At 42.7% G+C, this 14,449-nt stretch carries 14 protein-coding genes and 1 pseudogene; 4 read left to right on the top strand and 11 right to left on the bottom strand.

Translation table 11 applies throughout. The annotated features are described in order from the left end of the window. The 3 genes and pseudogenes from WBA23_RS22970 to tpiA form a co-directional block, all read right to left on the bottom strand. Positions 1 to 1,647: pseudogene (locus WBA23_RS22970) on the bottom strand (hypothetical protein); the annotation flags it as partial. Between the two features lie 167 nt (positions 1,648 to 1,814). Continuing rightward, positions 1,815 to 2,645 (bottom strand): 50S ribosomal protein L11 methyltransferase, encoded by an 831-nt coding sequence (gene prmA, locus WBA23_RS22965; RefSeq protein ID WP_424584616.1) that lies wholly within the window; start codon positions 2,643 to 2,645, stop codon positions 1,815 to 1,817. Between the two features lie 97 nt (positions 2,646 to 2,742). Continuing rightward, positions 2,743 to 3,501, bottom strand: a complete 759-nt coding sequence (gene tpiA / locus WBA23_RS22960; protein ID WP_424584615.1) for a triose-phosphate isomerase — start codon at positions 3,499 to 3,501, stop codon at positions 2,743 to 2,745. Positions 3,502 to 3,646: 145 nt separating this feature from the next. Here tpiA and trmD point away from each other — a divergent pair, with 145 nt between their 5' ends. Further along, positions 3,647 to 4,324 carry a tRNA (guanosine(37)-N1)-methyltransferase TrmD gene (gene trmD, locus WBA23_RS22955; protein WP_424584614.1) on the top strand — a complete coding sequence of 226 codons (678 nt, stop codon included), beginning with the start codon at positions 3,647 to 3,649 and terminating at the stop codon, positions 4,322 to 4,324. Here trmD and WBA23_RS22950 read toward each other — a convergent pair. Continuing rightward, positions 4,317 to 4,949: a hypothetical protein gene (locus WBA23_RS22950; RefSeq protein WP_424584613.1), complete on the bottom strand. Its 633-nt coding sequence runs from the start codon at positions 4,947 to 4,949 to the stop codon at positions 4,317 to 4,319. The two genes, trmD and WBA23_RS22950, sit on opposite strands and share 8 nt — an antisense overlap. Before the next feature lie 287 nt (positions 4,950 to 5,236). On the opposite strand from WBA23_RS22950, the gene WBA23_RS22945 reads away from it, so the two are divergent. Next, positions 5,237 to 6,721 (top strand): transglycosylase SLT domain-containing protein, encoded by a 1,485-nt coding sequence (locus tag WBA23_RS22945; protein WP_424584612.1) that lies wholly within the window; start codon positions 5,237 to 5,239, stop codon positions 6,719 to 6,721. A gap of 60 nt (positions 6,722 to 6,781) precedes the next feature. Here WBA23_RS22945 and crtD read toward each other — a convergent pair whose 3' ends face one another. From crtD to WBA23_RS22925, 4 genes are all read right to left on the bottom strand, one after another. Continuing rightward, on the bottom strand, positions 6,782 to 8,245 hold the full coding sequence (gene crtD, locus WBA23_RS22940; protein WP_424584611.1) for a 1-hydroxycarotenoid 3,4-desaturase CrtD: 1,464 nt from the start codon (positions 8,243 to 8,245) through the stop codon (positions 6,782 to 6,784). Between the two features lie 10 nt (positions 8,246 to 8,255). After that, positions 8,256 to 8,630 carry a transmembrane 220 family protein gene (locus WBA23_RS22935; protein WP_424584610.1) on the bottom strand — a complete coding sequence of 125 codons (375 nt, stop codon included), beginning with the start codon at positions 8,628 to 8,630 and terminating at the stop codon, positions 8,256 to 8,258. A 151-nt stretch (positions 8,631 to 8,781) separates the two neighbouring features. Next, positions 8,782 to 9,534: a 3-keto-disaccharide hydrolase gene (locus tag WBA23_RS22930; RefSeq protein ID WP_424584609.1), complete on the bottom strand. Its 753-nt coding sequence runs from the start codon at positions 9,532 to 9,534 to the stop codon at positions 8,782 to 8,784. A 35-nt stretch (positions 9,535 to 9,569) separates the two neighbouring features. Further along, positions 9,570 to 10,901 carry a Gfo/Idh/MocA family protein gene (locus WBA23_RS22925; protein ID WP_424584608.1) on the bottom strand — a complete coding sequence of 444 codons (1,332 nt, stop codon included), beginning with the start codon at positions 10,899 to 10,901 and terminating at the stop codon, positions 9,570 to 9,572. Between the two features lie 184 nt (positions 10,902 to 11,085). On the opposite strand from WBA23_RS22925, the gene WBA23_RS22920 reads away from it, so the two are divergent. Together WBA23_RS22920 and WBA23_RS22915 are read left to right on the top strand one after the other, a co-directional pair. Continuing rightward, complete coding sequence (locus tag WBA23_RS22920) at positions 11,086 to 12,249, top strand: Gfo/Idh/MocA family protein (RefSeq protein WP_424584607.1); 1,164 nt, start codon at positions 11,086 to 11,088, stop codon at positions 12,247 to 12,249. 88 nt (positions 12,250 to 12,337) lie between these two features. After that, positions 12,338 to 13,081 carry a head GIN domain-containing protein gene (locus WBA23_RS22915; protein ID WP_424584606.1) on the top strand — a complete coding sequence of 248 codons (744 nt, stop codon included), beginning with the start codon at positions 12,338 to 12,340 and terminating at the stop codon, positions 13,079 to 13,081. 7 nt (positions 13,082 to 13,088) lie between these two features. On the opposite strand, the gene WBA23_RS22910 is transcribed toward WBA23_RS22915, so the two are convergent. From WBA23_RS22910 to WBA23_RS22900, 3 genes are all read right to left on the bottom strand, one after another. After that, the gene (locus WBA23_RS22910; protein WP_424584605.1) at positions 13,089 to 13,700 is read right to left on the bottom strand and encodes an HAD family hydrolase; all 612 of its coding nucleotides are present in this window, start codon (positions 13,698 to 13,700) and stop codon (positions 13,089 to 13,091) included. Between the two features lie 133 nt (positions 13,701 to 13,833). Continuing rightward, positions 13,834 to 14,082 carry a hypothetical protein gene (locus WBA23_RS22905; RefSeq protein ID WP_424584604.1) on the bottom strand — a complete coding sequence of 83 codons (249 nt, stop codon included), beginning with the start codon at positions 14,080 to 14,082 and terminating at the stop codon, positions 13,834 to 13,836. Positions 14,083 to 14,152: 70 nt separating this feature from the next. Next, the coding region (locus WBA23_RS22900) for a CorA family divalent cation transporter (RefSeq protein ID WP_424584603.1) at positions 14,153 to 14,449 on the bottom strand (297 nt) is incomplete at its 5' end.

The raw sequence follows: 14,449 nt of genomic DNA, 5'->3' as shown, positions 1-14,449 counted from the left end.
ACGAGCGTAGCTTACCGCCATAATAAGCGGATGAAAATCATACATACGCCCTAACTGGTCAAACTGTTGTTCGCTAAAGTATTCTTGCGACTCAAATAGAACAGGCACTTTATCGCGAGCCGAAAGCGTAGAAATAGCTAAACTATCGGTTTGTAAATTCCACTGAACCATATCGGCCCGAATGTCCATCTTAAGAAAGGTAGACATAAAAGGGGTGCGTTTAAAATCGCCTTTGGTTGTTTGCAGTACCAAATACGAGGAGTCTAAAATATATTTAAACCGAACTGCCGGATGATAGATAGAGTCATTCTTCTGGTAGATGGCTACACTTGCTTGGCTACTAGTCATTAAAGAATCAGTAATGCCGAAGCGTAGTGAAGTAGCTTTAAACTTTAGACCGCCCTTCTCGCGTACTTCTACTGTGGTTTCGCCTTCGTAAAAAGAAGCACTACTAATTCGGCTACCTATTAGTGAGAATCCGCCAATGAGAGAGACTTGGTTCGGATTAATTTCTGGCTTTTCATAAATGCTAACCGTTATATCGCTACGGTAGCTCTTAAATCGGGGGTAGCGAGCATCTCGTAGGCTCTGATGGCGCTGACTAGCAAATTCAAACAGTCCTTCTACCGGACCGCTAATCTTGCCTACGTAGGTCATTGCTGTCTTTTCAGCATTTAGCTTAGGTGCTCTAATATCAAAGTTATATTTGCTTAGCGTACAATACACTGAATCTTCGCTTAGGCCAGCCATGGTCCAGTCAAATTTTCCGCCTTCGCCTACAAATAGCTGATCTTTTAGCATAATAGCACCGTTAGCCTCACGGAGGTGGGCTGTATCGTACGTAGTGGTAAAGGTAAAATCTACATTCTGGAAGCGCATAATAGCTCCAGTCAGTTCGGGCTGAACAGGCTCCTGAATTAAGTAATCCAGAATATCGGTTTCTTCCTCTTCTTCGCTTTCAGGTAATGCTTCGTCAGCAGTAGTCCCCCAATCTTCGTCAGCCCAAGTATCGTTGTCTCCCCAAGCATCATCACTCCAGGCATCTTCTTCAGTGGTTTCTTCCGTATCTGCTTCCCACAGATCTTCTTCACTCAAAAATTCATCTTCTCCTTCGTTAAGATCTTCTTCCGGTATGAATTCATCTTCGGGTGCTTGAATAAATTCAAATGAGTAGCTATCCGCTTCAGCGTATAATTTGTTGAAATTGACCCGATGTAGAGCCTTTTCTGCAAAGAAAGATTTTAGTGTACCTAAGCTGTAGCCTACCTGTCGGCGATCATAGTAGGCCAGCATTTTATTGAGCATCCCCAGCATAGCATCTAGGTTGGCAGCACTAATATTAGCAGAATCTACTGAATATAGTACGGTTGCGTGAAGATCTACCAAGTAAGGTTTTAGCTTGTAATTTTTAGCTAACATTTGGGTAGTTACCGCAGCTAGAGTATCTTTTTGAGCAGAAGATAACGCACCGCCATCCCAAAAAATCGCAAACTGTTCGCCTAATTTGATAGTGCTACTGTCGCTGGCCTGAGAAAACCACTCTCGAACTTGATCACCGTAGGTAAGGCTATCGATAAACTCGTAGCGTTGCGCCCAACTTAATTGCGTATACAGCAATAATGTGAAGAAAATATACTTCGCCTTCATACCACTAGTTTATTCACGTACCTGTCTAGACTATAACGTTTTATCAACGAAAAAATTTAGCCAGAAGCAGAATTATATCCGCACAATAATTTCACGGAAGTAAGGGATGTACTTTTTAAGGAGATGTTGTAGTGCTTAGTGGGAACATGATTAATCATGTTCTTACTTTATATCCGCTCAAGCAGCAGCGCTACCCAACCGTCATGGTATTTTACTCCGACCGGCTGTAATCCGGCTTGCAATGCTCTTTGTTCAATAAGGGTTTGGTCAGCTTCTAAAAATCCGCTAAGTAAAAGTTGTCCAGTGGAACTGAGCCTTTGTACGTATAACTCCATTTCTTCCAGCAGCACGTTGCGGTTTATGTTCGCCAGAATTATGTCGGTAGATTGTTTAATCTCTACATCTTGTATCGTGCCTAAAAATAGCTGAATTTCCGAACATTGGTTCAACTCCAAGTTTTCCTGGCTGTTGGTTACGGCCCACTCATTGTTATCGAAGGCTATGACTTGGTTCGCCCCTCGCTTTTTTGCCATAATAGACAGTACTCCTGTGCCACAACCCGCATCAACCACTGATTTACCTTTGAGTTCAAGCTCCAGTTGCCACTGTAACATTAAGTAGGTAGTCGCATGATGCCCGGTGCCGAAGGCCATCTTTGGATCAATGATAATTTCGTAGGGATATTTTTTTTTAATCTGGTGGAAGGTTGCTTTTACTAAGCACTGATCGTTTACTACAATAGGAGTGAAATGCTTTTCCCACTCTACGTTCCAGTTTTTTTCTTCCACCGTTTGCACCTGGTAGTCCGCAGGAGCCAAGCCGTATTGCTGAAGTATCTCTTCTAGCTGCGATTGGTTGAAAGATTCTTGTTCGGCATATGCCTCTAGTCCATCTTCGGTTTCTAGAAATGAATCGTACTGCACTTCGCCCAATTCAGCCATTAGCATCTCTCGAAGCGACTCTTCACACTTAATTTCTACAGCGATGTATTGTTTCACGACTTAATGTGTCCATGTATTCAGGTGTTTACGTGTTCAAGTAGTTCAAATTTTTAAAGACCTGAATACATGAGCACATTAACACACGAACACTAACTTAATATGATTTGGCAATATCTACGAAGTCGCGTGATTTGAGGGAAGCTCCGCCAATTAGTCCGCCATCTACATCTAAGCAAGATAATAGTTCTTCAGCGTTGCCAGGCTTCATACTTCCGCCGTATAGAATTGAGGTGTTGTTAGCAATCTCTTCTCCGTACTTCTCCGTAATCTGCTTGCGAATGGCAGCGTGCATTTCCTGCGCTTGATCGGAACTTGCCGTTTTACCGGTGCCAATCGCCCAAATAGGTTCGTAAGCAATTACAATTTTACCGAAATCTTCTGTGCTTAAGTGAAATAAGCTTTCTTCGATTTGCTGTTGCACGTAAGCTTGCTGGCCGTCTTTTTCTCGCACACCAAGTGGTTCTCCGCAGCAGAAAATAGGGGTTAAACCATTTTCCAGTGCTATATCTACTTTTTCCGCTAATAAGGAATCTGTTTCACCAAAATATTCTCTTCGCTCGCTATGACCCAATATCACGTAATCTACTCCAATAGATTGAAGCATGGCTGCTGAGGTTTCCCCCGTGTAAGCTCCCGAAGCATAGTTACTGCAATTTTGGGCCCCTAACGCAACTGTAGAATCTGCTAGCATAGACTGTAAGCCACTCAAATGAATAAAAGGCGTACAAAGTACAAGCTGTACATCATCGCGCAGTTCATCTTTCGCCATATTTACTACTTCAGACGTTAGAACTTTTCCTTCTTCTAATGTCTTATTCATTTTCCAATTACCAGCAATAATCTTTTTTCTCATAGTTAAATTTTTTGGTTGAGACGCATTGTTCCACAACAGAAATCTTGCTTCTCAGTGGATTTGTGTCTCAACAAAAATACTAGATCAGGGGCAGGTTATGAACAATTCGTTCTCATTTTTACCTTTACCTTCAAAAGATAGTGCTATGCAAATTGATATTATTACCTGTGTTCCGGCTTTACTGAATAGTCCGTTCTCTCATTCTATCCTTCAGCGAGCGCAAGATAAAGGGATTGTGAGGGTGCAAGTCCATAATCTGCGTGAATACGCAGTGAATAAACACGGGCAGGTAGACGATTATGCGTTTGGCGGTGGCGCGGGCATGGTGCTGATGATTGAACCAATTGTTCGTTGTATTGAATCTTTACAATCTCAAAGAAAGTATAATGAAATTATCTACATGAGTCCGGATGGTGAACTACTGACTCAGAAGATAGCAAATCGGCTTTCGCTACTGGAAAACATGATTATTCTGTGCGGTCACTACAAAGGTGTGGATGAGCGGGTTCGGGAGCATTTGATTACGCGCGAAATTAGTATTGGCGACTACGTGCTATCGGGTGGTGAATTAGCCGCCGCAGTCTTGGCCGATTCTATTATTCGACTTATTCCCGGAGTACTATCCAACGAAACCTCCGCTTTGTCCGACTCTTTTCAAGACGATCTAGTGGCACCTCCGGTTTACACTCGTCCGGCAGAGTTTGGCGGTTGGAAAGTGCCGGAAGTACTTCTTTCGGGTAATCAAAAGTTAATTGATGATTGGCGAGAAGAGCAATCGGTAAATCGCACTCAAGAGCGGCGTCCGGGTTTACTATCTAGCTAAATGAATAGTTGGTTAAATACTGAACTAGTCGTTCGTAGCCTTGCATCTGCACTTCGGGTAGCCCTTGCTTTTGTAGTTTGGTTCGATACTGATCTACCAGTTCTTTCCACCGAGGTTGCTGATCAAGTTTAGCCAACACTATTCCGCGCAAGGCTCGGTGAAGTTCATTCGTCACGTAACTCATCTTCTGTTCAGGATGCTGGTTATACAGTTTGTTTAATACTTTTACGCTACCGTATTCCTTCAGAAAAGGAAATCCCCGCTCATTTAGAAAATGCATGATTTTATGTAGAACGTCGGGAATTTCTTCTTCAGTGGCCAACTGATAGGAGTACTGCGATTCGCTGGATATTTTTCTAGCAGGAACAATTAAGGTAGTGCTGTAGGGGCCATACTCTCGCAGTCCATCAGTGAATTGGTATACTAAGTCTTCTACCATATCAATTCTGATTCCTAGAAATAACTCAATGTCAACAGGACTTTGACCAGCAACCGATAATAGTATGCTATGGTACCCATTTGCACTAACCTGACGAAACTGCCTTCGGGACGGAACTGCCTGATATTTTAGTGTTTTTAGCTTCAGCTCTAGCTTAGTATAAAGTATTAAACCCAGGTTCTTCAACTACAATAAATTAAAATAATACAAACATTTATTTTTATTATTAAATTTTTTTCTATAATTTAGATTTTATAACGTATGTAATATTTGTATTATAACTGCAAAATATTTCTGATCGTTAGACAAAATAAACCTTACCAATACGACTTTCGTTAATTATTTCTACGAATTTTTACAAAATATTCGTAGATAATTTAAAGAAAAGTCAGAATATTGGTTCTAGACACTAGAGATTACATAGGTAGCGCTCTTGATTACTGATTGGAAGGTGCTATCTTAATTATAATAAAGTGAAAACATTTTTTGATATAGTATCTTCAAAATTTGCTCTATTTTCCTTTTTTCTACTTCTAGCATTTGCTTGCAAAGAAGAAGGAAGAATGATTCAGCAGACTGAAGCAGAACAAGAAGCTACTGCTCTGGTTGAGTTAGACTTAGACCAGATACAGAAGCGCGATACTCTAATTGCTATTGTTAATAATAGCTCTACCGGATACTTTATCTACCGGGGACAACCGATGGGGTACGAGTACGAGTTACTAAACCGATTGGCTCAATCGCTGGACTTAGAACTCAACATTAAACTAACCAGTAGTGTAGAGGAGGCTATTCAAATGCTGAATTCGGGCGAGGGAGATATTATTGCCTATAATATGGCAGTGACCGCTCAACATAAAAAGCGGGTTGCCTTTACCGAGCATCATAATGAAGTGAAGCAAGTACTTATTCAGCGCAAGCCCCCCAACTGGCGACAGCGAAAGCGCCACCAAATTGAAGAATATCTGATTCGTAATCCGTTAGCATTAGACGAAAAAGAAGTATGGGTTCCGGCTGGTTCTTCTTACGCTACTCGCTTAGAGAATCTATCCGAAGAAATTGGCGGTGAGATTAAGATTGTAGAAAAGGAGTTAGATTCAGAAACGCTTATTAGAATGGTGGCTGATGGTGAAATTAATTTTACTGTAGCGAAAGAAGACTTGGCACTAGTAAACGCTACCTATTACTCTATTATTGATGTAAACACTCCAATCAGCTTTCCGCAAAAAATTGCTTGGGCCACGCGAGCGAATGCTCCCAATTTCTTAGAAGCCGTTAATACTTGGATACGCGGGATGAAGCAAGAAGCTGACTACTACGTTATTTATAACAAATACTATAAAAGCCCTAAAGCGAACTTACGTCGGGTACGTAGCGATTATTCATCGCTTACCGGCAATACTATTTCACCCTACGATGACATTATTAAGCAAGCGGCAGATAGTTTACAGTGGGACTGGCGATTATTAGCCGCTCAGGCTTATCAAGAATCTAAGTTTGATGCTAATGCTGAGTCGTGGGCGGGTGCAGTAGGTTTGATGCAACTAATGCCCGCAACCGGCGAGATGTACGGGGTAAGCAATATGCGAAATCCAACTCAAAGTTTGGCAGCGGCGGTAGCTTACTTAAACTGGCTAGATAAAATTTGGGAGAAATATATTTCTGACGATCAGGAACGGATCAAGTTCGTACTAGCTTCTTACAACGCTGGTCAGGGCCACGTATTAGATGCCCGCCGACTAGCTCGCAAGCATGATGAGAACCCTGATAAATGGGCTAATGTATCAAAGTATCTGTTGCTGAAATCTAAGCCCGAATACTACAATGATCCGGTGGCCAAATCGGGCTACGTGCGCGGAGCAGAGCCGGTAAATTACGTTCGTGAGATTTTAACTCGTTACGAACGATACCGACAATTGGTTGGTGAAGATTCGGCCATGGCTAGCATCAAAGCTTAAATGATGAGGAATGAGGGATGATCAATAACTTCATTATTCAATAGCATTAATTTTCAGTTATTACTTTATTTGGTCTACAGCGATCTTTGCTGAAAGTAGACTAAGGGGAATTCCGCCCCCGGGGTGAACACTTCCTCCGCAAAAATATAGTCCCTTAATCTTACGACTAAAATTCGCGTGCCGTAGGAATGCTGCGTAGCGATTGTTAGAGCTGTTGCCGTACAAAGCCCCTTGCGAAGAAGAAGTTCGGCTCTCAATAGTGCGAGGGTCAAGAATGTCTTCAGCTACAATTTTTGAACCCACATTTACCCCCAACCGATTGCTAACTTTATCTATAATACTGTTACGGGCTTGATTGATCAAAGCATCCCAATCTTGCCCCTCATTATTAGGCACATTAATCATAGTAAACCAATTTTCTGCGCCAGGTGGGGCATCATCAGTTTTGTACTTAGCCGTAATATTAACGTAGACTGTTGGATCGTGATAAATGGTTTTCTTTTGAAATATGTGTTCAAACTCCTGCTGGTAGTTCTGGCTGAAGAAGATATTGTGTAAATCTAGTTCTGGAAAGGAATGATTAACCCCCCAGTAGAAGATAAGTGCCGAACTAGATTTAGGTTGATTTAGCAGTCGAGTCGGAGGTTTTACTTTCGGCAATAACTTACGGTACGTGTTAACTACATCCATATTACTCACTACCACATCATAGTGTTGTATCTCCCCCGCCACGTTTATTCCTTTCACTCCTGAGTTATCAGTTTCGATTTCTTTTACCTGAGACTGAAAATGAAACCGTACTCCTAACCGTTGAGCCAACTTATATAAGCTATCGGTGATAGAGTACATACCTCGAGTAGGAAAATACGCCCCAATATTAAATTCCAGGTGCGGAATAATATTCATTGTGGCGGGGGCTTCGTAGGGATTAGAACCGTTGTAGGTGGCGTAGCGATTGAATAACTGTACTACTCGTTTGTCTTGAAATTGCTGCTGATTGGCCTGATGCATACTTCGAAAAAAATCTAGTCGGTGCAGTTTGCTGTAGGCTCGCCACGCTTTCTTATTCACAAACGTTTGCCAGCGGTGCAGCGAACGCTTCATAAATAAGTCTGATAGCGTATCGTAAAGATAAGAACTACGATCCAAAGCAGCCTGAATAGTCTGAGATGACTCCGTAGTCTTTTGACTTACTTCTTCCAAAAATTTCTCTCGGTCGGCATACGCTTTTAGAAAAGTGCCGTCTTCGTAAAAATAATGGCAAGCGACGGGTAAATGCTGATACTCAAAATGATCTTGGATTTGTTCACCCGACAGTGTGAATAGCTCATCTACTAATTCGGGCAGTGTGAATAGCGAAGGACCGGCATCGAAACGATAATCACCTAACTTAATTTCACTCAACTTCCCACCGGGATAAGTGTTGGCCTCATAAACATCTACATGATAACCCTTATTGGCTAAGCGAATAGCCGAGGCAATACCTGCAATCCCCGCTCCTACAATCCCCGCCCTCTTTACCATATTAGCCTGTCTATTTTGTTTTATAAAACCAGTACTGCTGTGCCAATACAAACAATAGTGCTGTCAGACCCATTAAAAGGCCAAATGCCTCTCGCGTTTTTTCAATATAGGGTTTATCGTCTGTCATCTCCACTCCTACCAAGTTGTCGTCACTAATAATCCAATCTAAAATGCCAGGCGTAAGATAAAAGAAGTAGAGCGTAAAGATGGCAATACCCGGGATAAGAAAGGCTAGATTATACCGGTTAAAGATGGCCATTCCAGTCATCACTGCTACAAACCCGTACAGAAATACCCAACTAAAAGCATCCGGGTCATTTAATTGAAAGTAGGAAAATAGTGCAAAAAGCAGCGTTAACACTATATTAATTACTTTATAGAGCATTATTTCGGTGTTATGATTTTATAGTGTTAAGGTGCTGGAGATATTAGTATTTAAGTAGATTATAAACCGGTGTTCGGAGCTAAGCGAATACCGCTAACTATCAATACTTTAACACCCGAGCACTAAAACACTTTAACACTAAGAATACTACTTACAACTCGCGAATCCAGATGTTACGGAAACTAACTGGGTTACTGTGGTCTTGCAGAACAATGGGACCATCGCCGTGGGCTTTCCACTGGGGGGTGCCAATATAGGCAGTAGTTCCCTGTAATTTGGTATTGTTTTGTACTACTACACCGTTGTGCAGTACAGTTACGTAACCTGCCTCTACTAAGGCTCCGTTTTTCTCATCAAATTCTGGTGCAGAATAAATAATATCGTAGGTCTCCCATTCTGTGGGTGGTCGCATAGCGTTCACTAAAGGAGGCGACTGCTTGTAGATACTTCCAGCTTGCCCATTAGCATACGTGCGATTGTCGTACGAATCCAGTACTTGCACTTCGTACAACCCCTGTAGAAATATACCGCTATTTCCTCGACCTTGACTCTCACTTACAACTTCCTGAGGTGACCGCCACTCAATATGTAGTTGAAAACTACCAAAATCATCTTTGGTACGAATAACCCCAGTGCCCGGCTTCACGGTAAAATGATCGCCGTTAACTTCCCATCCGGGTTCACCTCCGTCTTTATTCTCCCACTTAGAAAGATCATCTCCATTGAAGAGCACAATGGCATCAGAAGGAGGTGTGGCGTTACTCTCACCCGGATCAATTTTTTGAGGCTCAGGGTCCCAGAACTCAGTATCTTCAGGTTTGTATTCGTCGGCTTCTTTGAACTGTTGGGCTGCAAGCGATGAGGAGATAAATATTAGTAATAGGCTGGCTAAAATGTGTCTCATTTTCATTAAATATATTGTATGGTTATAATTCTTGTTTAAACAGAAGGCAATTTCCATTTGCCGTGATATTCGGCTTTGAGTAGTGTGTTAGCTTCGCTATCATCTTTAAACTGACCTTGTTCATCGTTCCAGTATACTTTACGCCCCGTCTTAAACGCCACATTACCCAAATGAGCATTTACGGCAGCTAACCGACCAACTTCTATACTACATACCGGTTTTTCGCGCGTCTTAATGCTATTGATAAAATTTACGGCATGTTTATCTAACCCGCTGGTTCCCCTTCGGTTTCGGGTTGGTAAAGCTTCAGTTTTATATTTTCCTTTTTCTGTCTCAGGAATTACTTCCCACTTATTACGATCTACTACCAATGTACCCAAGTTTCCGATAAAGGCAACCCCGTGCCCTCTTCCGTATGGTCCCAAGTCAATCCCCATAGCGTGTTCCCACAGCATAGAGAAGTCTTCAAACTCATAGATTGCCTGCATGGTATCGGGGGTTTCTTGGGCATCATTCGGGTAAGCAAGCTTTCCCCCTGAAGCAATAACTGATTTAGGGGCCGTAGCATTCATCCCAGCCAATACCATGTCAATTAGGTGTACTCCCCAGTCGGTCATCAGCCCTCCGGCGTAATCCCAGAACCAGCGGAAGTTAAAATGGAAGCGGTTCTTATTAAACGGGCGATCTGGCGCAGGCCCTAGCCACATATTGTAATCTACTCCCGCGGGTGGCTGGTCAAGATTAGACACCGCTGGAACAGGAGGCACCCAACCCATATACGCCCAAGCTTTTACCAGCCTAATTTTGCCCAATTTGCCAGAGTTCACGTAAGCTAACGCTTGATCCCAGTGCTCATCGCTGCGTTGCCACTGACCCACCTGTACAATCTTATTATAACGTTCGCCGGCTTTTACCATTAAATTACACTCTTCAATAGAGTTGGCAATCGGCTTTTCTACGTACACGTCTTTACCGGCTTCGCAAGCGTCTACCATCATTAGGCAGTGCCAATGATCGGGAGTACCGATAATTACTGCGTCAATATCTTTTTGCTCGAGAAGCTTTCGGTAATCGCTGTAGGTTTTTGGCCGCATTCCGGTCATCTTCTCTACTTCACTTGCCCGTTTTTCTAATACGTTCGCGTCTACATCACATAACGCCGCGCATTCTACGTTAGGAATATTTAAATGAGCCTTCAGATCAGAAAAGCCCATACCATTGCAACCGATTACCCCCAGAGTAATCTTTTCGTTAGCAGAAAAAAGTTTAGCGGCTTGGCTTCCAATCGGTAGTGTAGACGCTATACTACCGCCAGCGACTATTGTGGAAGATTGTTTTAGAAATTTCCTCCGATCGTGTTTTTCCATATCAAAAATTACCTAAAAGATGCGATAATACTACACAGTAAATGCTTTTACAGGCTAAAAAAATAGCTTATGTTTTGCAAATTTATAAATTTGTGAACAATGCACTATTTTTTAGAAAAGTAATTTTTTAAGCTAATCTATAACATTCTATTTATTAAAATCACAACATAAATCTGACAATTGTATGAAGCGAAAAATAAGAATGGGAATGGTTGGTGGCGGACAAGGTGCTTTCATTGGTGCCGTTCACCGCATGGCTGCTACTCTCGACGGACATATTGAGTTAGTGTGTGGAGCCTTCAGTAGCACGCCCGAAAAATCAAAGGCATCAGGGAAGGAACTCTACCTTCCGGAAGACCGGGCATACGGTGATTTTCAGGAAATGATTGAACGGGAAAAAGCTTTACCGGAAGATGTTCGGATGGACTTTATCTCTATTGTAACCCCCAACTACATGCACTTTCCTCCGGCAAAGCTAGCGTTAGAGAACGGATTTCACGTAGTATCGGACAAGCCGGCAACCTTCACTCTAGAAGAAGCCAAGGAACTACAAACCCTGGTGGATAGCACCGGACTACTGTACGCACTCACACATAATTACACTGGTTATCCAATGGTGAAGGAAGCTAAACATTTGGTGAGTTCGGGTAAGTTGGGGAAGATTCGCAAAGTAGTAGTAGAGTATCCGCAGGGCTGGCTGGCTCAAAAGTTGGAAGCCGAAGGTCAAAAGCAAGCTTCGTGGCGCACTGATCCCAAACGGGCTGGTATTAGTAATTGTAGGGGTGACGTTGGTACTCACGCAGAAAACTTAGCTGAATATATCACCGGATTGCAAATTACCGAACTCTGCGCTGACCTAACTGCCTTTGGTGACGGTCGCGAACTAGATACCGATGGTAATGTGTTGCTCCGCTTCAACAACGGAGCCCGAGGAGTGCTACACGCCAGCCAGATTTCGGTAGGTGAAGAAAATGCCTTCAAAATTTACGCTTACGGCGAAAAAGGAGGAATAGAGTGGCACCAAATGAACCCTAACACCCTGTTGGTAAAGTGGCCCGATCGTCCGGTAGAAATTTACCGAACCGGTGGAGATCACGACTACCTTTCAGACCACGCTATGCATAACACCCGCTTGCCAGCCGGACATCCCGAAGGGTATATAGAAGCATTCGCTAACGTATACCGTAACGTTGCTCTTACGCTACAAGCTCGCTTGAGCGACGAGGAGGTGCCTCCCTACGCAGATGATTTTCCGACAATTGAAGATGCGGTTCGCGGAATGGCTTTTGTAAAGAATGTTGTAGAGTCCAGCAAAAGCGATCAGAAGTGGTATCCGTTCACTATTTAGTCAAAGGAAGGCAAAATATTTTTAGTAGTCAGGTAGGGTAACTCTCTATTAATTGGTAATAGTAGTATAAAACAAAATTACGACTGCTATGAAGTTCTTCCAATCTATTTTCTTATTTGCGCTAATTACTGTTATTACTACCGGTTGTTACATCGATATTGATGATGACGATGGCTTTGGCGTTGGTCCGACCGTTCGTGGTTCTGATAATGTGATTACCGAAGGACGTATTTTAGATTCATTCAGCCGAATTGAAGTAGAAGGATCGGCAAATGTTATTATTAGCCAGGGAGCGAACCAACAAGTAGAAGTTGAAGCTGACGATAACATTGTACCGGTTATTACTACCAAAGTGAGGGGAAATGAGTTAGAGATCAGTAATTCCCGCAATTACCAAAGCAACAACCCCGTGAACGTCTACATTACGGTGCCCGTAGTGAGTGCTATTAGTGTCGATGGTTCTGGAGATGTTTATGGGCAGACCTCTCTGGACGGAGATGAGTTAGAATTGGATGTATCAGGATCAGGTGATATGGACCTGGAAGTATTTTATACTCGATTATTGGTAGAAAGTAGTGGTTCCGGTGATTTTCAAATTGTCGGCAAAATAGTAGAACAAGAAATTCGTATGTCAGGATCGGGAAACTATGATGCCTGGGAATTAGATTCTGAAATTTGCGACATCCGTATTAGCGGTAGTGGCGATGCATCTGTATTTGCTTCGGAATTGCTTAAAGCTGAAATTCGAGGTAGCGGTAACATCAAATACTACGGAAATCCTCAGGTCGAGAGTTCTGTAACGGGCTCGGGAGATATTATCTCTGCCCCCTAGTAAACTGCTACAGTTGTATTCCAGCAGCCTGAAGAACATTCTTAAGCTCCGAAGGCTGCTCAACTACTGCTGCCTGCAAGCCACAGCTTCGGGCGGCTTTTACATTTTCCAGTCGGTCATCTACAAACAGACACTGCTGGCCTTCCCGATGGGTAATCCACAAAACTCGTTGAAAAATATCGCAATCAGGCTTCATTACGCCCATATAGCAGGAGCTAAAAAAGTGGGGAATAGATTCGTAGAGTTTGTAATATTTAATTCGGTATTCGTTCAGTGCTAACGATTCGTTATTGATGGTCGCCAATTCGTATTTACCTTGCTTAGCTAGTTTTCTTATCAGTTCAATATTTTTGGGGTGGGGCTTCGATTGAGTCTCCATAAAATTGATATACTCTTCAATGGTAAAGTGACGAGGTTGGGTAAAGATTACTTTATCCAGATACTCCTTTAATAGCGTGCGTCCGCACTCAAAGCTCTGCACATAGTGCTGATGCTTTTCTTCTGCTTCCTCATAATCATATTCAAAAACGGCGGCGGCGGCCTCACGAGTCATGTGGTCCCAGCCGTTGGTTAAAAGAATGCCGCCTACATCAAAGAAGATGGTGGTAATGTCGCTCATAGTAGTCTCTTAAATCACTAGTGTGGTAAGGTAGAAAGTATTCCCAAATAGATTCGTCAACTACAGACGAATGCACTTCTATTTTATAGCAGAAAGTATTCATCAAAAAAGCCCCAAAATTGGGGCTTCGTGCTTAGGTTTTGCTTCCGTAGGATGGTTGGTCAATTTTGACCTTATCAGTATTCCGGTTTGGATTCTTTAATGGTGCTTTACTCGGGTCGGGATTCCCTTGGCCATCGGTAAATTGCTCCCGAAGTTCTTCTTCCCGCTCCAAATCTACTTCACCTACTTCTTTAATAGAAGCTTTATCTTGCTGAGGAGAGGTACCAGAAGGTTCGCCTTTCGCTTGTTTTCCTGTCGTGTTTGTATCTCGCTGTGCCATCGTCTAAAAAATTAAATCGTTAAAAAATATATTTCTTACTACTCTAACGATCCCGAAAGGCCAAGTGTTATCAGAACCAGCGCTTGTTGTGCATCCAGATATACATGAGTAGGCCAGTAACGAGCATAAATCCCATAACGGCAGGGTAGCCCCAGTCCCAGGATAGTTCGGGCATATTTTGAAAGTTCATGCCGTAGACCCCCGCTACAAAGGTGAGCGGAATAAAGATGGTGGCGATAATGGTGAGTGTTTTCATCACATTATTCATCTTATTGCTAAGCATTGACATGTACAGGTTCATTAGCCCATTCAGAATTTCCCGTTGGGTTTCCATGGTACTAACTGCTTGATTTAAGTGGCTGTACAC

This window comes from Tunicatimonas sp. (genome assembly GCF_049647865.1).
In the GTDB taxonomy this organism is placed as follows: Bacteria; Bacteroidota; Bacteroidia; order Cytophagales; family Cyclobacteriaceae; genus Tunicatimonas.
Note: the sequence above shows the minus strand (reverse complement) of the source record. Positions and strands in the feature narration are given on the sequence as shown.